We start from the raw sequence: 20,725 nt of genomic DNA, 5'->3' as shown, positions 1-20,725 counted from the left end.
CGACCAGCTTCTCCGGTAGAGTGGCTATTCTCAAGTGCCAATTCTTGACGTTTCGAGGAGGCCACTTTGTCGGAGACCGCGCTCGCCGTCTCGCTGGACCGCACGTCGGGCGAGCCGCTGGCCGTGCAGCTCGCGGAGGCGCTGCGCACGGCCGCCGCCGACGGCAGGCTGCGCAGCGGCGACCGGCTGCCGTCCACCCGGGCGCTGGCCGAGCGGCTGGGCGTGAGCCGGACCGTGACGGCGGCGGCCTACGAACAGCTGCACGCCGAGGGCTGGATCGCCGGGCGGCACGGGTCGGGCACCTACGTGACCACCACGCCGCCGGGGGCGCTGCGGGCGCGCACCCGCCGTGCCGCGGCGCCCGCCGTGCCGTCCGGGGTGCTCGACCTGGCGCCCGGCGCGCCGTGGGCGGAAGGGCTGGACCGGGCGGCCTGGCGGCGGGCGTGGCGCGCGGCGGCGGACGTGCCGCCGCTGTTCCGGCCCGCGCGCGCGGGGCTGCCCGAGTACCGGGCCGTGGTCGCCGAGCACCTGCTGCGCCACCGCGGCCTGGCCGTGCGCGGCGGGTTGCGCGAGGAGCACGTGCTGGCGACCGGCGGCACCACCGCCGCGCTGGTCGAGCTGGCGGCGGCCGTGCTGGAACCCGGTGACGCGGTGGCCGTGGAGGAACCCGGTTACCAGCGCGCCGTGTCCGCCCTGCGGTCGGCGGGCGTGCGGGTCGTGCAGGCGCCCGTGGACGAGGAGGGCATCCTCGTCGACGCCGTGCCGGCGGGCGTGCGCGGCGTGTACTGCTCGCCCGCGCACCAGTACCCGATGGGCGGGCGCATGTCGGCCGGGCGGCGGGTGGCCCTGGTGGAGCGCGCCCGCGCCGAGGGGTGGCTGGTCGTGGAGGACGACTACGACGGCGAGCTGCGCTACGACGTCGCCCCCCTGCCGCTGCTGGCCGCGCTCGCGCCGGACGTCGTGGTGCACCTGGGCACGACGAGCAAGATCCTCACCCCGACGCTCGGCGCGGGCTGGATGGTGGCGCCCGAACCCGTCGCCACCGCCGTCCTCGCCCACCGCGACGAGACCGGCACCAGCCCGTCCGCGGCGGGGCAGCGCGTGCTGGTCGAACTCGCCCGCAACGGCGACCTGGGCCGGCACCTGCGCAAGCTCCGGCGCGAGCTGTCCGAGCGCCGGGCCCTGCTCTCCGCCGCGTTCGCCGAGGCGGGCATCCCCGTGCTGGGCGACGACGCGGGCGCGCACATCGTCGTGCCCCTGCCCACCGCGCAGGCCGAGCGCGACGTCCTCGCCGAAGCCCTGGCCCACGGCCTGCGCCTGGACGGCCTGGGCCGCCACCACGCGGGCCGCCCCGCGGTCCACGGCGCCGCGATCGGCTACAGCGCCTGCTCGCGCGACCAGCTCGCCGCCGCGATCCCCACCCTCATCCCCCTCCTCACCCCGAGAGTCCAACCCCCGGGCGTTGGACTCTCGCGACGTCCGAGTTCCACGGTCGCGGTGGGGGTTACGCCATCCGGGTAGGGTCCGAGCCATGACACAGCGCAAGACCAAGGTCGCCGTGGTGTTCGGCGGGCGCAGCAGCGAGCACATGGTCTCCTGCCTGTCCGCCGGCAGCGTCCTCCCGCACCTGGACCGCGAGCGGTTCGAGGTGGTGCCGGTGGGGATCACCGAGGGCGGCGCGTGGGTGATCGGCGCCGACGACACGAAGGCGCTGGAGGTGCGGGACCGGCAGCTGCCCACCGTCGCCTCCCTGGTCCCGGTGTCCGGCGGCGAGCTGGTCCCGGTGACCCCCGACGCGGTGCTGGGCGACGTGGACGTGGTCTTCCCCGTCCTGCACGGCGCGTGGGGCGAGGACGGCACCGTCCAGGGCCTGCTGGAGCTCGCCGACATCCCCTACGTCGGCCCCGGCGTCCTGGCGAGCGCGGTCGCCATGGACAAGGAGTTCACCAAGCGCCTCCTCAAGGACGCGGGCCTCCCGGTCGGCGAGTTCGCGATCCTGCGCCGCGACGAGCAGACCCTGGCCGACGCCGACCGCGAGCGGCTCGGCCTCCCTGTCTTCGTGAAGCCCGCCCGCGCCGGGTCGTCGGTCGGCATCTCCAAGGTCGTCGACTGGTCCCACCTGGACAGCGCGATCGCGCTGGCCCGCAAGACCGACCCGAAGGTCATCATCGAGGCCGCGGTGACCGGCCGCGAGGTCGAGTGCGGCGTGCTGGAGTTCCCGGACGGCCGCGTCGAGGCGTCGCTGCCCGCCGAGCTGCGCATCGTCGGCGGCGCGGTCGACTGGTACGACTTCGACGCCAAGTACCTCGACGACGTCGCCGAGTTCGACATCCCGGCCAAGCTCGACGAGCACGTCGCCCGCGACCTGCGCCGGATGGCCGTCGCCGCGTTCCGCGCGCTCGACTGCCAGGGCCTGGCCCGCGTCGACTTCTTCGTCACCGAGTACGACGAGCTGGTCGTCAACGAGGTCAACACGATGCCCGGCTTCACGCCGATCTCGATGTACCCGGCGATGTGGGCGAAGACCGGCGTGGACTACCCGTCGCTGCTCACGACCCTCGTGGAGACCGCGATCGCCCGGGGCACCGGCCTGCGCTAGTCACCCCCGCGTGTCCACGGGGCCCTTGGCGAGGGTGTCTCGGATCGTCGTCGAGATGTCCTGCAGGGGCCCCGTGCCCGCGTCCGACGGCACGGTCAGCGCCACGTACACCGGCCGGTCCACCGCGTACCAGGTCGACGTGGCACCCTCGGACAGCACCAGCCAGTCGACGTCGGAGATCGTCCGCAGGGTGGAGGTCGGCGTGAGGTCAGCCGGTCGGTCCAGACCGCACCGCAGCACGATCGGCTCGTGCGCCGCGTCGCCCCACGCCACCGCGCCGGGTGGGACGGGGGACGCCAGTTCGCGGCGCGGCAGCGTGGCGCCGTTGGACAGCAGCTGCATCGGCAGCGCGCTCACCAGCGCCCCGCACTCGGCCGACCCGGCGCCCGGCGCGGGCACGGGTACCAGCGCGACGGGGCCGGAGCGGTCGACCGACGGGTCGGCGGGGGCGTCCTTGCCCCCCGCGCCGAGGAAGAGGCCCACGGCCGCCACGCCCGCCGCGAGCAGCGCCGGCAGGCCCAGGGCCACGACGAGCAGCGGACGGGGGAGCAGCGAGGCGGGTTCCGGTTCCTGTGCCACGCGGTTATGACAGCACGGACCTACAGGTGGACCACCGGGCAGGTCAGGGTTCGCGTGATGCCCTCCACGTTCTGGATGCGGGCGACCACGAGCTGTCCGAGTTGGTCGACGGTGTCGGCCTCGGCCCGGACGATCACGTCGTACGGACCGGTGACGTCCTCCGCTTGGGCCACTCCGGGGATGCCGGAGATCTCCGCCGCGACGGCGGCTGCCTTCCCGACCTCGGTCTGGATGAGGATGTATGCGTGCACCACGGCGTGCCCCTTCGTCGCGACAGGTTAGGTCGGGGTAGGAACGTGGACAGCAACGTACCCCAGTCGGGGTTCCGAATGCTCAGAACGGGAGGCAATCTTGCGTCCGGAGCCGCCGCGGAACGCGGACACGGTCGCTGAAGTGGGTGAGTTCGGTCTCATCCGCCGGGTGACGGCAGGTCGGACGCAGCCGCCCACCACCCTGCTCGGCCCGGGTGACGACGCGGCTGTGGTCGCGACGCCCGACGGCCGCGTGGTGGTGTCCACCGACGTGCTGGTCGAAGGTGTCCACTTCAGACTCGACTGGTCCTCCCCCGAGCAGGTCGGCCGCAAGGCGGCGGCCGTGAACCTGGCCGACGTGGCCGCCATGGGGGCGGTTCCGACCGCCCTCACGATCGGCCTCGCGTGCCCCGCGGACACGCCCTCCTCGGTGGTGGAGGGGATCACCGCCGGGCTGTGGCAGGAGGCCGTCGTCGCGGGGGCGGGCGTGGTGGGCGGCGACATGGTGTCCTCCGCGACACTGGTGATCTCCGTTACGGCGATGGGTGACATGGGTGGGCTGGAGCCCGTCACGCGGGCCGGCGCCCAGGTCGGCGACGTCGTCGCGGTGTGCGGTCGGCTCGGCTGGGCGGCGGGCGGTCTCGCCGTGCTCCAGCGCGGGTTCCGGTCGCCGGTCGCGGTGGTCGGGGCGCAGCGCACCCCCGAACCCCCGTACGCCGCCGGGCCGCAGGCCGCCGCCGCGGGCGCGACGGCGATGATCGACGTCTCGGACGGCCTGCTCGCCGACCTCGGGCACATCGCCGACGAGTCGGGCATCGGCATCGACATCCGCACCGAGCTGCTGGAGGTGCACCCGCGGCTGATCGACGTGGCGGCGGCGCTCGGCGCGGACGCCCGGCACTGGGCGCTCACCGGTGGCGAGGACCACGCGCTGGCCGCGACGTTCCCGGAACCCGCCGCCGTGCCCGAGGGCTGGCAGACCATCGGCACCGTCCGGCACGGCAGCGGTGTCACCGTGGACGGCCGCGCGTACGAGAAACCCCCTGGCTGGGAGCACTGGCGGTAGGTAACGTGACGAATGTGGAACTATGCACGCTCCCGTATGACCATCCGGACTCGGTCAAGCTGATCTCCGAGCTCCAGCAGGTCTACCTCGCCCGCTACGGCGAGGTGGACGTGACCCCGGTGGACCCGGCGCAGTTCTCCGCGCCCCTCGGGCACTTCGTCGTCGGCTACCTCGACAACGCCCCGGTGGCCTGCGGCGGGTGGCGCGCGCACGACGTGGTCGAGGAGGCGCTGCGCCCCGGCGACGCCGAGATCAAGCGCATGTACGTCGTCGACTCCCTGCGCGGACGGGGCCTGTCCCGGGTCGTGCTGGCCGCGCTGGAGGACGCCGCGCGGGCCGCCGGCCGCACCCGCATGGTGCTGGAGACCGGCACCCGCCAGCCCGAGGCGATCGGCCTGTACGAGGCCGTCGGGTACGGGCGCATCGACAACTTCGGCGTCTACCGGCATCATCCGGACAGCCTTTGCTACGGGAAGGCGCTCTAGGACCCCGAGGGAGCGGTCGTGGCCATCTACGCGCTGGGCGGGCTGGAACCGGTGATCCACCCGGACGCCTACGTGCACCCGGACGCCACCGTCATCGGCGACGTCCGGATCGGCGCGCACGCCTCCGTGTGGCCGCAGGCCGTGCTGCGCGGCGACTACGGGCGCATCGAGGTCGGCGAGCGCACGTCGGTGCAGGACGGCACGGTCGTCCACTGCACCGAGGTCCACCCGGCCGTCATCGGCGCGGAGTGCGTCATCGGCCACAACGTGCACATCGAGGGCGCCACCATCGCCGACCGCTGCCTGATCGCGTCGGGGTCGGTGGTGCTCAACGGGGCCGTGGTCGAGGAGGGCTCGATCGTCGGGGCCGGCGCGGTGGTCTCGTTCGACGGGCACGTGCCCGCGCGGTCGATGGCCCTCGGCGTGCCCGCGAAGATCCGCGAGGGGTACGTCGTGCCGGACGGCGCGTGGCAGTTCGCGGTGGACAAGTACGTGGACAACGCCTCGCGCTACCGCGGGGAACTGCGGCGCCTCGACTGAGATAGGGTCCCGCCGTGGGACGTCCCCTTGAGGAAATCGTGGAAGCCGGCTGGGCCGCCGCACTCGCGCCCGTCGCCGATCGGATCGCCAGGATGGGCGAGTTCCTGCGGGCGGAGGTCGCCGCGGGGCGCACCTACCTGCCCGCGGGGGAGAACGTGCTGCGGGCGTTCCAGCAGCCGTTCCACTCCGTCCGGGTGCTCGTCGTCGGCCAGGACCCGTACCCGACACCGGGGCACGCCGTGGGCCTGAGCTTCTCGGTGTCGCCGGAGACCCGGCCCATCCCCAAGAGCCTGAACAACATCTACACCGAGTACACGGCCGACCTCGGCCACCCCACGCCGTCGAACGGCGACCTGACGCCGTGGACCGAGCAGGGCGTGCTGCTGCTCAACAGGGCGCTGACCGTGCAGCCGGGCAAGTCGAACTCCCACCGCAACAAGGGCTGGGAGCCGGTCACCGAGCAGGCCATCAAGGCGCTCGCGGCCCGCGAGACGCCGCTCGTCGCCGTCCTGTGGGGCAGCCAGGCGCGCGCGCTCAAGCCGATGCTCGCGCCGTACCCGTGCGTCGAGTCGGTCCACCCGAGCCCGCTGTCCGCGTCCGGCGGCTTCTTCGGCTCGCGGCCGTTCAGCAAGGTCAACGAGCTGCTCGTGCAGCAGGGCGCGGAGCCCGTGGACTGGAAACTGCCCTGAGCGCCTCCTTTCACCCGTAGGTGGGAGAAGTGCTCACGGCCGGGTGGTCGGCCGCGTAGGGCGTGCCGGGCGGGCAACCCCGAGGTCCCCAGGACCGACGGGAAGGACGACCGACGATGCCGCTCGCACGCTCGCTCACGTCCGCGGCGCTCGTCGCGCTCTCCGCGTCGGCCTGCGCCGCCACCGCTTTCGCCGCCACCGCCCTCGCGGCCGGTCCGGAACGGGCGGGGTGGCCCGTCCCGGTGCCGGTGGTGACGCCCAGCGTCGTCTCGACCCCCGGTCACCAGCCCGGCCGGGCCGGCGCCGAGCCGGACACCACGCGGCTCGCGAACCCGTCGACCGGCACCCGGCTGGCCGCCAGGGGCGACGCGATCGTGCTCACCTCCCGGGGGTCGGACGCCGACACCTGGGACGTCGACCAGACCACCGAGGGCGTCCGGGTCCGCAACACCGCCACCGGCCGATGCCTCACCGGGCCGGCCACCGACGTGCGACCGGGCGCGCGGGTCGGGCTGCGGGCGTGCGACGGCGCCGCCGACCAGCGCTGGGCCCTGCGCCCGAGCGGCGACGGCGGCTGGACCCTCGCCCACGGCGCGAACCGCCACCTCGTGCTCGGCGTCGGCTACGACGGGGACCGCCCGACGACCGCCGTCCTCGCGCCCGCCACCCCGGACCCGCACCCGGAGCACGTCTGGGCGGCCGACGACCACTGACCGCCACCGACCTCCGCGCGCCGCCCGGGTTCCGCCACCAGGGCACAGCGGGTCCGTCCACCTGGCACCCCGGACCCGCGCCCGACCGGCCGCGCGGACAGCGAAAGGCCCCCGGGGCGACAACCCCGGGGGCCTTTCCACTGCACGTCAGGGCACGGCGTCAGCCGCGCACCACCTTGCCCGCCTTCAGGCACGAGGTGCACACGTTGAGCCGCTGGCGCTGCGAAGAGGACACCTTCGCGCGCACGGTCTGGATGTTCGGGTTCCACCGGCGGTTCGTCTTCCGGTGGGAGTGCGAGACAGAATGGCCGAAGCCCGGCCCCTTGCCACAGACGTCGCACACGGCAGCCACGTCAGCCACTCCTTCAGATTCTTCTGGGGGTACTCACGCCCCGGCGGGCGCGCAAGCGTGCACAAGCCTCAGCCGGGCATGGCAACCTGGACAGGGTAACCGGTCGGCCGCACCCCCTCCAAACCGGGTCGAATACCCTGGGCGGCCATGCGGGCTCTCGATGCGGTCGCGGTGCGCCAGTGGGCGGACGCCTGTGTGCGGTCCCTGGACGCGAACCGGGAGGACATCGACCGCATCAACGTGTTCCCGGTGCCCGACGGCGACACCGGCACCAACCTGCTCCAGACCATGCGCTCGGCGCTGGACGACCTGCTCCGCACCCCCGCCGACGAGAACGTCGGCACGGCCCTCGCCGCCCTCGCCCGCGGCGCGCTGGCCGGGGCGCGCGGCAACTCCGGCGTCATCCTGTCCCAGGTGCTCAGGGGCCTCGCCGAGGCCGCCCAGGGCGCGTCGACAGCCGGCGGCTCGTCGCTGCGGAGGGCGTTGCTGCGCGCCGACGTACTCGCCACCGCCGCCGTGTCCGCGCCCGTGCCGGGCACGGTGCTGACCGTCCTGCACGCCGCCGCCGAGGCGGCCCGCGACTGCGGCTCCGACGACCTGGGCGAGGTGGTCACCGCCGCCGCCGGCGCGGGCGCCGTCGCGCTCGCCGACACACCCCGTCAACTGGCCGTGCTGGCCCGCGCCGGGGTCGTCGACGCGGGCGGGCGGGGCCTCGTCGTGCTCCTGGACGCCCTGGCGGACGTCGTCACCGGCCGCGTCCCGGAGCCCACCGTCCCGAATCCCGCCGTCCTGAATCCCACGGGGCCGAATCCCGCGGGGCCGAATCCCACGGGGCCGAATCCCGTGGGGGCGGTCCCGGCCACCGTGCCGCGCGACGCGCTCACCACCGCCCGCGAGGCCGGGTCCGCCGAGTACGAGTACGAGGTCATGTACCTGCTCGACGGCGACCCCGACGCCGAACTGCTGAAGGTCTCCCTGGGCGCGCTCGGCGACTGCGTGTCCGTCGTCGGCGACGGGGCCGGCCTGTGGACCGTGCACGTGCACTGCAACGACGTCGGCGCGGCGATCGAGGCGGGTATCGCCGTCGGCCGCCCGCACCGCATCACCGTCTCCCGGTTCGCCGACCAGATCGCCGCCGCCGCGCCCCGCTTCGTGCGCGACCGGGCGATCGTCGTGCTGGTCGACGGGCCCGGCGCGGCCGAGCTGTTCCGCTCCGAGGGCGCCGCGGTGCTCGAACCCGGCGACGGGGTCACCGCCGCCGACCTGCTCGCCGTGATCGTCGGCACGCGCGCGCGGCAGGTGACCGTGCTGCCCGGCGACCCGGCGTGGCGCGAACCGCTCGACGAGGCCGTCGCGCAGGCCGTCGCCGCCGGGCAGGACGTGGTGGTGGTGCCGACGTTCTCGCCCGTGCAGGCGCTGGCCGCGCTCGCCGTGCACTCGCCGACCCGGCGCGCCGGCGACGACGTGGTCGCCATGGCCGAGGCCGCCGCCGCCACCCGGCGCGGCGAGGTCGCGGTGTCCGGGCGGGAGGCCATCACCTGGGTCGGCCGCTGCGAGCCGGGCGACCTGCTCGGCATGCTCGACGGCGAGGTGGTGCTCATCGCGCCCGGCGGCGAGGACGTGGGCGACCTCGCGTGCCGCCTGGTCGACCGGATGCTCGCCAGCGGCGGCGAGCTGGTCACCGTGCTGCTCGGCCGGGGTGCCCCGGACGGCCTGGAGCTGGTGCTGGAGGATCACCTGCGGGTGACCCACCCCGAAGTGGAGCTTGCCGCCTACCAGGGCGGACAGGCGGACGCCCTCGTCGTCGTCGGCGTCGAGTAGCGGTTTTGTCGGTGTCGAGTAGTTGGATGGGCCGCTGATGACGACCTTCGACGAGAAGCTGGTGTCGGTGCTCGGCAAGAAGAGCGCCGACGCGCTGGAGTCCGGCCTGGGCCTGCGCACGGTCGGCGACCTGCTGCGCCACTACCCGCGCCGCTACGACGAGCGCGGCAAGCTCACCGAGATCGCCGGGCTGGAGCTGGGCGAGCACGTCACCGTGCAGGCGCGGGTCAAGAGCGCGCGGCAGCGGCGGATGAAGTCGCGCAGCGGCGAACTGCTGGAGGCCGTCATCACCGACGGCACCAGCGACCTGCACCTGGTGTTCTTCGGGCGCGGCTCGCGCAAGGTCGAGCGGGAGCTGCTGCCCAACCGCGAGGCGATGTTCGCGGGCAAGGTCGGTCTGTTCAACGGCAAGCTCCAGCTCGCCCACCCCGACTACCAGGTCCTCGACGGGTTCGACGGCGACGCGGCGAAGTTCGCGGGCGCGTTCATCCCGGTCTACCCGGCGGCGCAGGGCATCCAGTCGTGGAACGTCTCCAACTGCGTGGAACAGGTCCTCGCCCTGTGGGACGGCGTGACCGAGGACCCGCTGCCGGAGGACCTGCGCCGGGCCCGCGACCTCGTGCCGCTGGAGAAGGCCCTGCGCGACATCCACCGCCCCGACGGCTGGGCCGCCATCACCGTGGCCCAGCAGCGCCTCAAGTGGGACGAGGCGATGGCCGTCCAGCTCACCCTGGCCCAGCGCCGCCGGTCCTCGACCGCCCGGCCGGCCCCCGCGTGCCCGCCCCGCGACGGCCTGGTGCGCGACGCCTTCGACGCACGCCTGCCGTTCGAGCTGACGGCCGGCCAGCGCGAGGTCGGCGAGCAGATCGCGGCGGACCTGGCGCGCGACGTGCCGATGAACCGGCTGCTCCAGGGGGAGGTCGGCAGCGGCAAGACGATGGTCGCCCTGCGGGCGATGCTCCAGGTCGTCGACGCCGGGCGGCAGGCCGCGATGCTGGCGCCCACCGAGGTGCTGGCCGCGCAGCACGCGCGGTCGCTGCGGGAGCAGCTGGGGGACCTCGCGCGGGCCGGTGAGCTGGGGGGAGCGGAGCACGCGACGCGCGTCACCCTGCTGACCGGGTCGATGGGGGCGGCGGCGCGGAAGAAGGCGATGCTGGAGATCGTGACCGGTGAGGCCGGGATCGTGGTCGGCACGCACGCGCTGATCCAGGACAAGGTGGAGTTCCACGACCTCGGGCTGGTCGTCGTGGACGAGCAGCACCGGTTCGGCGTGGAGCAGCGGGCCGCGCTGAGCGGGCGCGCGGGCGGGTCGGCGCCGCACGTGCTGGTGATGACGGCGACGCCGATCCCGCGCACGGTGGCCATGACGGTCTACGGCGACCTGGAGGTGTCCGCGCTGCGCGAGCTCCCGCAGGGGCGGTCGCCGATCTCGACGTCCGTGGTGCCGATCGCGGAGAAGCCGCAGTGGCTCGACCGGGCGTGGCAGCGCATCCACGAGGAGGTGCGCAAGGGGCACCAGGTGTACGTGGTGTGCCCGCGCATCGGCGACGGGGAGAACGAGGACGGCGAGGCGCCGCCGAAGGAGGACGGCTCGGACCGCCGCCCGCCGCTGGCGGTGGTGGACGTGGCGAACCGGTTGGCCGCGGGGCCGCTGCGCGGGTTGCGGGTCGACATCCTGCACGGGCGGATGGCGCCGGACGACAAGGACGCCGTGATGCGGGCGTTCGCCGCCAACGAGGTGCAGGTGCTCGTGGCGACGACGGTGGTCGAGGTGGGCGTGAACGTGCCCAACGCCACCGTCATGGTGATCATGGACGCCGACCGGTTCGGGGTGAGCCAGCTGCACCAGCTGCGCGGGCGCGTCGGCCGGGGGAGCGCGCCGGGGCTGTGCCTGCTGGTGACCGAGATGCCCGGCGGCACGTCGACCATGGAGCGGCTGCGGGCCGTCGAGTCCACGCTGGACGGCTTCGAGCTGGCGCAGCTGGACCTGGAGCTGCGCCGGGAGGGCGACGTCCTGGGCGCGGCCCAGTCGGGCACGCGCTCGGGGCTGAAGATGCTGTCGCTGCTGCGCGACGAGGACGTGATCGCCGACGCGCGGGTGGTGGCGCAGGAGGTCGTGGAGGCCGACCCGGACCTGGCGGACCACCCCGGCCTGGCCGGGTTGGTGGCGGGCCTGCTGGACGAGGAGCGCGCCGAGTACCTGGAGAAGGCCTGAGCGCCGGTCCGGTTAGGGTGGATCGTGCGCCGTTTCCCGTTCGTCCTGATCCCGCTGGCGCTGGTCGCCTGCTCGTCCGGTCCGGGCGGCGACCCGGCCCCGTCGAGCGCGCCGCCCCGGAGTGACCTGGCGGTGCTCGCCGAGCGCATCGAGCAGCGCCGCGCCGAGCTGTCCACCGCCACGTTCCACACCGAGGGCTTCGCCTCCGACGGGCAGGCCACCGAGGTCCGCAACGTGGTCGACGGGTCGGTCCGGCACTCGCCCGGCGGGGTGAGCGCGTCGATGGTGATGGACGTCGCGACCGGTGGTCGGCCCGCGAATAGGACGTCCCTCGTGGTCGTGCCCGCCGGGACGTACGTGCAGGTCGCGGGCGCGCCCATGCCCGAGGGCAAGAAGTGGGGCTACTACACGGCGGAGAACAGCGGCTCGCTGGACGCGCTGATGCGCGGGTTCGGGCCGAGCGCCACGGTGGGCGCCGAGCTGGACTACGTGGAACCCAGGGCCGCGCTGGTCGTCGGCACGGCGGCCGAGCAGCTCGACGGCGTGCCGGTGACCCGCCACGACCTGGTCGTCGACCCGCTCACGATGGCGAAGGTCGTCGAGGACCGGGACATCCAGCTCCAGCACACCCAGCTCGCCGAGTACGGCGTGGCCATCGCCGCCTCGGTGTGGGTGGACGGCACCGGCGCGCCGCTCAAGGCCGAGTACCGCTTCGAGCTGGACGGCGAGGTGGTCAAGCGGTCCACCACCCGGTTCCGCGACTGGGGCGGGCCGGTGGACATCGCGGTGCCGGACCAGGCCGAGGTCGTGCCCGCCGACCGGCTGCCGGGGTAGCCGGCAGTCGGGGTAGCCGGCAGTCGGGCCGACCCGGGGTCACCTGCCCTTGCGGGGCGCCGCCTTCGGCACCGGGAGCTGGGTCGTGGGCTGCTCGGACGGGTCCACCTCGGGCTCGGCGGCCGTCGGGGCCGTCTCCGGTGCGTCGGCCTTCGGGGTATCGGTTTCCGGTGCGGCGGTCCCGGCCTCGGCGGCCTCGACCCCGGTCGCCTTCGTCTCGGCCGGCTCGGACCCGGCTGCCGCGGCCCTCTCGGCCTCGTCGTCCGCCAGGGCCTCGGCGTCCAGCGGCGAGAGGCTGGCCATCGCCCGGGTGATGGCCTCCTGCGCCGCGCCGAACTGCTCGGTCACCGCCCGGTGCACGCTGTGCAGCTCGGCGAGCTTGCGGTCGGCGGCGGTGACGCGGCGGTCGGCGTGGGCGTCCGCCTCGGTGATCGTCCTCTCGGCGCGGGCGTCGGCGTCGGCGATGGCCTTCTCGGCCTTGGCCAGGGCCTCGGACTCCAGCTCGGCGATCTGCCGCGCCGACTCGGCGCGCAGCGCGGCGGTGTCCGCGCGGGCCGCTTCGAGCAGCTTCGCGGCCTCGGCCTTCGCCTCGACGACGTGCACCTCGTGCTCCTTGCGGAGCGTGGTGCGCAGCTCGTCGTACTCCTTGTCCAGCTCGTCGTGGTGGCCCTTGTACTTCTGCTCCAGCTCGGCGCGCTTGGCCGCCAGCTCCGCGGTCCGGCCCTCGAAGTCCGCGGTCAGCCGCTCGCGCTCCGACTTCGCCTCGGCCACCAGCGCCTCGTGCTCGCGGGTGAGCTTGGCGCGCAGCTCCTCCAGCGACTTCTCCAGCTCGGCGCGGCGCTCCTCGTACTGGCGCTCCAGCTCGGCGGTCCGCTGCTGGTGGGCCGCCTCCAGCTGGCGGCGGCGCTCCTCCAGGTCGGTCATCGCCCGCTGGTGCGCCGCCCGGCCCTCGGCGGCGGCGCGCTCGGCCTCGGCGCGCGTCGCGTTGGCCTGGTCGAGGGCGGCCTTGCGGACGTCGGCGATCTCCTCCTCGGCGAGCGTCATCATCACGCGGACGCGCTCGGTGACGTTGGAGGCGTTGACCGGGCTGTTGGCGAGGTTGCTCAGCTGGCCCTTGACCTTGTCCAGCTCGGCACGGGTCGAGCCGAGCAGCTTGGACAGCTCCGCGACCTGGGTCGAGGCCGCCTCACGCGCTCTGTTGGAGTTCTTCAGGTCGTACTCGAGACGCGTCACGCGCTCGTTCACCTGACGCTGGTTGTACCCGCGGAGAACGACGTCGAAATGGGTGCGGGCAGCAGGCTGCCCAGTCCCTTCAGCCCCGGCCATGACCTCAACCCTACCGAGAAGTCGCTGACCGCAATCACCCGATGCAGCGAACGCACCGTAACGGGTCAGTGATCCTGAGTGTGCGGTGAACGGAGCGTGACGCCCGTGTGTCGAACGCGTGTTCGACAAAACGGAGAGCTGCGCCGGAGTGCGTCCCAGGGGAGAATCCAGGGGCATGGTCCCAGGTCGCGGCCACCCTTGACCGGATGAGTGACCGATCACGATGACGTCCGTCACGTGAGATGGAACTCCCGAAGGGCGGGAAGCGCGCGGTAGCGTGCCTTGATTCACCCCTGCCTTGATCCACGTCGAGCAACCGGGAGGGAACGCCGCATGTTCCGCAAGGTTCTTGTCGCCAACCGCGGCGAGATCGCGATCCGCGCCTTTCGCGCCGCCTACGAACTGGGCGCGGGCACGGTCGCGGTCTTCCCCCACGAGGACCGCAACTCCCTGCACCGGCTGAAGGCCGACGAGTCCTACGAGATCGGTGAGCCGGGCCACCCCGTCCGCGCCTACCTGTCCGTGGACGAGGTCATCAGGGCGGCGCGCAAGGCCGGCGCCGACGCCGTCTACCCCGGCTACGGCTTCCTGTCCGAGAACCCCGAGCTGGCCAAGGCGTGCGCCGCGGCGGGCATCACGTTCGTCGGCCCGCCCGCCGACGTGCTGGAGCTGACCGGCAACAAGGCCCGCGCGATCGCCGCGGCCCGCGAGGCCGGCCTCCCCGTGCTGAAGTCCAGCGCGCCGTCCAGCGACATCGACGAGCTGCTGGCCGCCGCCGAGGGCATCACCTTCCCCGTCTTCGTGAAGGCGGTCGCCGGCGGCGGCGGTCGCGGCATGCGGCGGGTGGAGGACGAGGGCGCGCTGCGCGAGTCCCTGGAGGCGGCGTCCCGCGAGGCCGAATCGGCCTTCGGCGACCCGACGGTGTTCCTGGAGCAGGCCGTGGTCGAGCCGCGGCACATCGAGGTGCAGATCCTCGCCGACGGCGAGGGCAACGTGATGCACCTGTTCGAGCGCGACTGCTCGGTGCAGCGCCGCCACCAGAAGGTCATCGAGATCGCGCCCGCGCCGAACCTGGCCCCGGAGCTGCGGCAGCGCATCTGCGACGACGCGGTCAAGTTCGCCCGGCACATCGGCTACCGCAACGCGGGCACGGTCGAGTTCCTGCTCGACCCGCACGGCAACTACGTCTTCATCGAGATGAACCCCCGCATCCAGGTCGAGCACACGGTGACCGAGGAGGTCACCGACGTCGACCTCGTGCAGTCGCAGATGCGGATCGCGAGCGGCGAGTCCCTGGAGGACCTGGGGCTCAGCCAGGAGACCGTGCAGCTGCGCGGCGCGGCCCTCCAGTGCCGCATCACCACCGAGGACCCGGCCAACGGGTTCCGCCCCGACACGGGCATGATCAGCGCCTACCGCTCGCCGGGCGGCTCGGGCATCCGCCTCGACGGCGGCACGACCGGCGCCGGCACGGCCATCGGCGCGCACTTCGACTCGATGCTGGTCAAGCTCACCTGCCGCGGTCGCACGTTCTCCGCCGCCGTGGCGCGGGCCCGCCGCGCGGTCGCCGAGTTCCGCATCCGCGGCGTGTCCACGAACATCCCGTTCCTCCAGGCGGTGCTGGACGACCCGGACTTCTACGAGGGCCGCGTCACCACCTCGTTCATCGAGAAGCGCCCCCGGCTGCTCACCGCGCGCGTCCCGGCCGACCGCGGCACGCGCCTGCTGACCTACCTGGCCGACGTGACGGTGAACAAGCCGAACGGCCCGCGCCCGCCCGCCGTGGACCCGCGCGTGAAGCTGCCGGCCGCGGACCTCACCGCGGAACCGCCCGCCGGGTCGAAGCAGAAGCTGGTGGAGCTGGGCCCGGAGGGCTTCGCCCGCTGGATGCGGGAGTCGAAGGCGCTCGGCGTCACCGACACCACGTTCCGCGACGCGCACCAGTCGCTGCTGGCCACCCGCGTGCGCACCAAGGACCTGCTGGCCGTCGCGCCGCACGTCGCGCGGATGGCGCCGCAGCTGCTCTCCCTGGAGGCGTGGGGCGGCGCGACGTACGACGTGGCGCTGCGGTTCCTCGCCGAGGACCCGTGGGAGCGGTTGGCGGCGCTGCGCGAGGCGGTGCCCAACATCACCCTCCAGATGCTGCTGCGCGGCCGCAACACGGTGGGCTACACGCCCTACCCCGAAGCGGTGACCAGCGCTTTCGTCGAGGAGGCGACCAAGACCGGCATCGACGTCTTCCGCATCTTCGACGCCCTCAACGACGTCGAGCAGATGCGCCCGGCCATCGAGGCGGTCCGGGAGACCGGCACGGCGGTCGCCGAGGTCGCCCTCTGCTACACCTCGGACCTGTCCGACCCGGCGGAGCGGCTCTACACGCTCGACTACTACCTCAAGCTCGCCGAGCAGATCGTGGGCGCGGGCGCGCACGTGCTCGCGGTGAAGGACATGGCGGGCCTGCTGCGCCCGCCGGCCGCCGCGCGCCTGATCACGGCGCTGCGCAAGGAGTTCGACCTGCCCGTGCACCTGCACACCCACGACACGGCGGGCGGCCAGCTGGCCACCTACCTGGCGGCGATCCAGTCCGGGGTGGACGCGGTGGACGGCGCCGTCGCCTCGATGGCGGGCACGACGTCGCAGCCGCCGCTGTCGGCGATCGTGGCGGCCACCGACTACACCGAGCGCGCCACGGGCCTGGACCTGCGGGCGGTGTGCGACCTGGAGCCCTACTGGGAGGCGGTGCGCAAGGTCTACGCGCCGTTCGAGTCGGGCATCCCCGGCCCCACGGGCCGCGTCTACACGCACGAGATCCCCGGCGGGCAGCTGTCGAACCTGCGCACCCAGGCGGTCGCGCTCGGCCTCGGGCAGAAGTTCGAGGAGATCGAGGCGATGTACGCCGCGGCCGACCGGATGCTCGGCCGGCTGGTGAAGGTGACCCCGTCCTCGAAGGTCGTCGGCGACCTCGCGCTGCACCTGGTGGGCGCGGGCGTGAAGCCGGAGGAGTTCGAGGCCGACCCGGGCAGGTACGACATCCCGGGCTCGGTGATCGGGTTCCTGCACGGCGAGCTGGGCGACCCGCCCGGCGGCTGGCCCGAGCCGTTCCGCTCCAAGGCCCTCCAGGGCCGCCCGGCGCCCAAGGGCGTGGCGGACCTGACCGAGGACGACGAGAAGGGCCTGGAGGGCGACCGGCGTGCCACGCTCAACCGGCTGCTGTTCCCGGCGCCCACCAAGGAGTTCCTGGCGCACCGGGACGCCTACGGCGACACCAGCGTGCTGAGCAGCAAGGACTTCTTCTACGGCCTCAAGCCGGGGGAGGAGTACTCGGTCGACCTGGAGCCGGGCGTGCGGCTGCTGATCGGCCTGGAGGCCATCGGCGAGGCCGACGAGCGCGGCGTCCGCACGGTGATGGCGGTGCTCAACGGCCAGCTGCGGCCGATCCAGGTGCGCGACCGGTCGGTCGCCGCCGAGGTCCCGGTGGCCGAGAAGGCCGACCGGGCCAACCCCGACCACGTCGCCGCGCCGTTCGCGGGCGTCGTCACGCCGAGCGTGGACGAGGACGACCAGGTCGAGGCCGGGCAGACCGTGGCGACCATCGAGGCGATGAAGATGGAGGCCGCGATCACCGCGCCGAGGGCCGGCCGCGTGAAGCGGCTCGCGGTGCGCGGCGTGCAGCAGGTGGAGGGCGGCGACCTGCTGATCGTCCTGGACTGACCGCGGGATCGGGGCGGGGGCACCGGTGCGGTGCCCCCGCCCCGGTGCGTGTAGACCTGCCTGATGCAGAACGGGTACCAGACGGTCGTGGACGTCGAGGCGACCGACGCCGAGGCCGCCGACCTCGCCGCCGCGGTGACCGCGTGGCTCGTCGAACGGGGCGTCGTCGTGGCCGGCGTCACCAGCTGCGCCGGTGGTCCCGGTCACGCGCCCGGCCCGGAACGGACCCTCGCCGCGCCCCCGCCGGACGCGGACCAGGCGGTGCCGGCGTGGAACGGCCTCCAGGTCGTCGTCGGCCGCGCCGTCCACTACACCAGGGGTGACCCGGGCGTCCTCTGCCCGCACTGCGGCGCGGACGTCGGCCTGGAGCGGGTCGCCGACTCGTTCGACGAGTGGCTGCGCGGCGAACCGGGGACGCGGCCGTGCCCGGCGTGCGCCCGGGAACTTGATCCGAACGGGTGGCGTTGGGTACCGCAGTGGGGCTTCGGTGCCGTGGCCTTCACCTTCTGGAACTGGCCACCGCTGCGCCCCGGGTTCGTCGCCGAGTTGTCGGCCCGGCTCGGGCACCGCACGGTTGTGGTGGCGGACGAGCTGTGAGGGGGCGGTGGCGATGAAGAAGGTCGGACTCGCGCTGGGACTGGTCGCGGGAGCGGTGGCCTGGGCTGCCCGGGACGTCCCGGTCGCGCTGGGCGGCAAGCCCGGCGGCGACCGGGTCCGCAACTCGCCGCAGTTCCGCGACGGGAAGTTCCGCAACGCCAGGCAGACCCGCACCATGCCGCCCTCCGACGCCGGCGGGACGCTGCGGGAGATGCTCTTCGGCGGTCAGCGGCGCCACCCGGACGGCGAGGTACCGCTCGTGCCGCCGGTCCCCGGCACGCCGGACGGCCTGCACATCACCTGGTACGGCCACGCCTCCACGCTGATCGAGATCGACGGCGCCCGCGTCCTGGTCGACCCGGTGTGGAGCGACCGCTGCTCGCCGTCGCCGGTGGTCGGCCCCAAGCGCCTGCACCCGGTGCCGCACCGGCTCGACGAGGTCGGGCGGGTCGACGCGGTCGTCATCTCGCACGACCACTACGACCACCTCGACCTGCCGACCGTGCGGGCGCTGACCGAGGGCCAGGACGCGGTGTTCGTGGTGCCGCTGGGCATCGGCGCGCACCTGCGCCGCTGGGACGTGCCCGAGCACCGGATCGTCGAGCTGGACTGGGACGAGTCGCACGAGGTCGCGGGCATCACGCTGGTCGCCACCGCCGCGCAGCACTTCTCCGGCCGCGGCTTCGAGCGGGACAACACGCTGTGGGCGTCGTGGGTGGTCAAGGGCCCCGAGCACCGCGTCTACTACAGCGGTGACACGGGCTACTTCGACGGCTACCGGAGGATCGGCGAGGAGCACGGGCCGTTCGACGCGGCCCTGGTGCAGATCGGCGCGTACGGGCCGGGCTGGCCGGACATCCACATGACGCCCGAGGAGGGCGTGGCCGCGCACCGCGACGTGCGCGGCGGGCTGCTGATCCCGGTGCACTGGGCCACCTTCAACCTGGCCCTGCACGACTGGTCCGAGCCCGTGGACCGGGTGTGGCGCGAGGCCAAGGCCCAGGAGGTCCCGCTCGCCGTGCCGCGGCCGGGCGAGAGGGTCGACGTCTCCCGACCCCCCGCGGTCGACGGCTGGTGGCAGGCGCTCGCGTGACGAGGACGGCGGTGGTCACGGGCGGCGGCACCGGCATCGGCCGGGCCGTCGCGGAGGAACTGGTGCGGCGCGGGCTCGACGTGGTGGTCACCGGCCGCCGCGCCGACGTGCTGGTGAACAACGCGGGCGGGCTCGCCGACGGCGCCGACCTCGAGCGACGGTGGCCGGCCGACTACGAGCTGAACGTCGTCACGGCGGTCCTCGTCACCACCGCCCTGCAGCCCCGGCTCAACGACCAGGCGCGCGTGGTCACCATCGGCTCGATCGCGGGCCGCCGCGGTGGCGGCAGCTACGGCGCGGCCAAGGCCGCGGTCGAGGCGTGGACGGCCGAGTTGGCGTTCCGCCTCGGCGACCGCGGCATCACGGCCAACGTCGTGTCGCCCGGCTTCGTCGACGGGACGGAGTTCTTCGGCGGCGCCATGGGCGACCAGCGCCGCGCGGACCTCGTCGCGCAGACCGCCAACGGCCGCGCGGGCACGCCCGCCGACGTGGCCGCCACCGTGGCCTTCCTCACCTCGCCGGAGGCCGGGCACGTCACCGGGCAGGTGGTCGCCGTCAACGGCGGCGCGCACCTGGGACGATGAGCGCGTGACCAGGATCGTCGCGGGCGTCGCCGGTGGCCGCCGCCTCCAGGTGCCGCCGCGCGGCACGCGCCCCACCTCCGACCGCGTCCGCGAGGCCATGTTCAGCTCGCTGGAGACGCTGCTCGACCTCGACGGCGCGACCGTGCTCGACCTCTACGCCGGTTCCGGGGCGCTCGGCTTCGAGGCCCTGTCCCGGGGCGCGGCCAGGGCCGTGTTCGTGGAGTCCGACAAGCGGGCTGCCGAAGTGCTGAGGGGCAACGCCCGCGCGCTCGGCCTGCCCGGCGCGACGGTCCTCAACCGCACCGCCGAGGCCGTCGCCGCGACCGCGCCCGACGAGGCGTGCGACGTCGTGTTCGCCGATCCGCCCTACGCGGTGACCGCCGAACAGCTCAACCGGCTGCTGGAAGCCCTGGTCACCGCCGGGTGGACCAGGCCGGGCACGCTGCTCGTCGTCGAACGGGCCGCGCGCGACCCCGAGCCGGTGTGGCCGGCCGGCGTGGAATCCTTGCGCGGCAAGCGATACGGCGACACCGCGCTGCACTGGGCAGAACAGGTGTCCGCCACCGGGTGATGCGGACCACGCACCGGACTGGACGCGTCCGATCGGGTGCTACCGTCCGAAACCATGACGCGTGCCGTGTGCCCCGGCTCCTACGACCCGGCCACCAACGGACACCTGGACATCATCGGCAGAGCGGCGAAGCTCTTCGACGAGGTCGTCGTCGCCGTGCTCATCAACAAGAACAAGAAGACGCTCTTCTCGGTCGAGGAGCGCACCGAGATGCTGCGCGAGGTCACCGCCCAGTGGCCCAACGTCCGCGTCGACGCCTGGCACGGCCTGCTGGTCGACTACTGCCTGGAGAACGACATCAAGGCCATCGTGAAGGGCCTCCGGGCGGTCAGCGACTACGACTACGAGTTGCAGATGGCGCAGATGAACCACCAGCTCACCGGCGTCGACACGCTGTTCATGCCGACCAACCCGATCTACAGCTTCCTGGCCAGCTCCCTGGTGAAGGACGTGGCGACCTACGGCGGCGACGTGTCCAGCCTGCTGCCGCCGACGATCAAGGAGCGGCTGCTCGCCCGGCTCGCCGAGAGCCGCTGACCGGTAACCCTGGGCTAGGTCGAGGGGCGCCCGTCATCACCCTGGGTGGTTACCCTTCGTCGGCATGAGCGGGATCACATCGCGCGCCGTGACGGCGCCGCCGTTCCGCCGCCGTTCCGCCCCGGCCCCGCGGCGGCCTTCGCCCAGGCGGCGTACCGGCGG

Annotated in this window: 20 protein-coding genes; 16 read left to right on the top strand and 4 right to left on the bottom strand. The window is 73.9% G+C overall.

Going from position 1 to position 20,725, the window contains the following annotated elements; translation table 11 throughout:
- Window positions 1-66: 66 nt before the first annotated feature.
- Entirely contained in the window at window positions 67-1,521 is a 1,455-nt protein-coding gene (gene pdxR / locus J2S66_RS22755; protein WP_310309265.1) for a MocR-like pyridoxine biosynthesis transcription factor PdxR, read from the top strand.
- Window positions 1,522-1,531: 10 nt separating this feature from the next.
- Complete coding sequence (locus J2S66_RS22750) at window positions 1,532-2,599, top strand: D-alanine--D-alanine ligase family protein (protein ID WP_306747444.1); 1,068 nt, start codon at window positions 1,532-1,534, stop codon at window positions 2,597-2,599.
- Here J2S66_RS22750 and J2S66_RS22745 read toward each other — a convergent pair whose 3' ends face one another.
- Both J2S66_RS22745 and J2S66_RS22740 read right to left on the bottom strand, forming a co-directional pair.
- The gene (locus J2S66_RS22745) at window positions 2,600-3,178 is read right to left on the bottom strand and encodes a DUF3515 domain-containing protein (RefSeq protein WP_310309264.1); all 579 of its coding nucleotides are present in this window, start codon (window positions 3,176-3,178) and stop codon (window positions 2,600-2,602) included. It lies immediately after the preceding gene.
- 20 nt (window positions 3,179-3,198) lie between these two features.
- Window positions 3,199-3,432 carry an Lrp/AsnC family transcriptional regulator gene (locus J2S66_RS22740; RefSeq protein ID WP_033431506.1) on the bottom strand — a complete coding sequence of 78 codons (234 nt, stop codon included), beginning with the start codon at window positions 3,430-3,432 and terminating at the stop codon, window positions 3,199-3,201.
- 97 nt (window positions 3,433-3,529) lie between these two features.
- On the opposite strand from J2S66_RS22740, the gene J2S66_RS22735 reads away from it, so the two are divergent.
- From J2S66_RS22735 to J2S66_RS22715, 5 genes are all read left to right on the top strand, one after another.
- Window positions 3,530-4,495: a thiamine-phosphate kinase gene (locus J2S66_RS22735; protein ID WP_310309263.1), complete on the top strand. Its 966-nt coding sequence runs from the start codon at window positions 3,530-3,532 to the stop codon at window positions 4,493-4,495.
- 14 nt (window positions 4,496-4,509) lie between these two features.
- Complete coding sequence (locus J2S66_RS22730) at window positions 4,510-4,980, top strand: GNAT family N-acetyltransferase (protein ID WP_310315008.1); 471 nt, start codon at window positions 4,510-4,512, stop codon at window positions 4,978-4,980.
- 18 nt (window positions 4,981-4,998) lie between these two features.
- Window positions 4,999-5,520, top strand: a complete 522-nt coding sequence (locus J2S66_RS22725; protein ID WP_310309262.1) for a gamma carbonic anhydrase family protein — start codon at window positions 4,999-5,001, stop codon at window positions 5,518-5,520.
- A 14-nt stretch (window positions 5,521-5,534) separates the two neighbouring features.
- Window positions 5,535-6,209 carry a uracil-DNA glycosylase gene (locus tag J2S66_RS22720; protein WP_310309261.1) on the top strand — a complete coding sequence of 225 codons (675 nt, stop codon included), beginning with the start codon at window positions 5,535-5,537 and terminating at the stop codon, window positions 6,207-6,209.
- 116 nt (window positions 6,210-6,325) lie between these two features.
- The gene (locus J2S66_RS22715) at window positions 6,326-6,922 is read left to right on the top strand and encodes an RICIN domain-containing protein (protein WP_310309260.1); all 597 of its coding nucleotides are present in this window, start codon (window positions 6,326-6,328) and stop codon (window positions 6,920-6,922) included.
- Between the two features lie 160 nt (window positions 6,923-7,082).
- Here J2S66_RS22715 and rpmB read toward each other — a convergent pair whose 3' ends face one another.
- Window positions 7,083-7,274: a 50S ribosomal protein L28 gene (gene rpmB / locus J2S66_RS22710; protein WP_306747451.1), complete on the bottom strand. Its 192-nt coding sequence runs from the start codon at window positions 7,272-7,274 to the stop codon at window positions 7,083-7,085.
- 147 nt (window positions 7,275-7,421) lie between these two features.
- Here rpmB and fakA point away from each other — a divergent pair, with 147 nt between their 5' ends.
- Genes fakA through J2S66_RS22695 form a run of 3 tightly spaced genes read left to right on the top strand, consistent with a single transcriptional unit; the run spans window position 7,422 to window position 12,144 of the window.
- Window positions 7,422-9,095: a fatty acid kinase ATP-binding subunit FakA gene (gene fakA / locus J2S66_RS22705; RefSeq protein WP_310309259.1), complete on the top strand. Its 1,674-nt coding sequence runs from the start codon at window positions 7,422-7,424 to the stop codon at window positions 9,093-9,095.
- Between the two features lie 37 nt (window positions 9,096-9,132).
- Entirely contained in the window at window positions 9,133-11,310 is a 2,178-nt protein-coding gene (gene recG / locus J2S66_RS22700; protein ID WP_310309258.1) for an ATP-dependent DNA helicase RecG, read from the top strand.
- A 24-nt stretch (window positions 11,311-11,334) separates the two neighbouring features.
- Entirely contained in the window at window positions 11,335-12,144 is an 810-nt protein-coding gene (locus tag J2S66_RS22695; RefSeq protein WP_310309257.1) for a hypothetical protein, read from the top strand.
- Window positions 12,145-12,183: 39 nt separating this feature from the next.
- On the opposite strand, the gene J2S66_RS22690 is transcribed toward J2S66_RS22695, so the two are convergent.
- A complete protein-coding gene (locus J2S66_RS22690; protein ID WP_310309256.1) occupies window positions 12,184-13,377 on the bottom strand; it encodes a coiled-coil domain-containing protein in 1,194 nt (397 codons plus the stop codon).
- A 426-nt stretch (window positions 13,378-13,803) separates the two neighbouring features.
- Here J2S66_RS22690 and J2S66_RS22685 point away from each other — a divergent pair, with 426 nt between their 5' ends.
- The 6 genes from J2S66_RS22685 to coaD all read left to right on the top strand — a co-directional run bounded on the left by J2S66_RS22685 (window position 13,804) and on the right by coaD (window position 20,563).
- Entirely contained in the window at window positions 13,804-17,181 is a 3,378-nt protein-coding gene (locus tag J2S66_RS22685; RefSeq protein ID WP_310309255.1) for a pyruvate carboxylase, read from the top strand.
- A 63-nt stretch (window positions 17,182-17,244) separates the two neighbouring features.
- Complete coding sequence (locus J2S66_RS22680) at window positions 17,245-17,778, top strand: hypothetical protein (protein ID WP_310309254.1); 534 nt, start codon at window positions 17,245-17,247, stop codon at window positions 17,776-17,778.
- A 13-nt stretch (window positions 17,779-17,791) separates the two neighbouring features.
- A complete protein-coding gene (locus J2S66_RS22675; RefSeq protein ID WP_310309252.1) occupies window positions 17,792-18,871 on the top strand; it encodes an MBL fold metallo-hydrolase in 1,080 nt (359 codons plus the stop codon).
- Complete coding sequence (locus J2S66_RS22670; protein ID WP_310309251.1) at window positions 18,868-19,455, top strand: SDR family NAD(P)-dependent oxidoreductase; 588 nt, start codon at window positions 18,868-18,870, stop codon at window positions 19,453-19,455. Before J2S66_RS22675 ends, J2S66_RS22670 begins: the two co-directional genes overlap by 4 nt.
- Window positions 19,456-19,459: 4 nt before the next feature.
- Window positions 19,460-20,026, top strand: a complete 567-nt coding sequence (rsmD, locus tag J2S66_RS22665) for a 16S rRNA (guanine(966)-N(2))-methyltransferase RsmD (protein WP_310309250.1) — start codon at window positions 19,460-19,462, stop codon at window positions 20,024-20,026.
- A gap of 54 nt (window positions 20,027-20,080) precedes the next feature.
- Entirely contained in the window at window positions 20,081-20,563 is a 483-nt protein-coding gene (gene coaD / locus J2S66_RS22660; protein WP_306747462.1) for a pantetheine-phosphate adenylyltransferase, read from the top strand.
- The last annotated feature ends 162 nt before the right edge of the window (window positions 20,564-20,725 follow it).

The sequence above is a fragment of the Saccharothrix longispora genome (assembly GCF_031455225.1).
GTDB classification, from domain to species: Bacteria; Actinomycetota; Actinomycetes; order Mycobacteriales; family Pseudonocardiaceae; genus Actinosynnema; species Actinosynnema longispora.
Note: the sequence above shows the minus strand (reverse complement) of the source record. Positions and strands in the feature narration are given on the sequence as shown.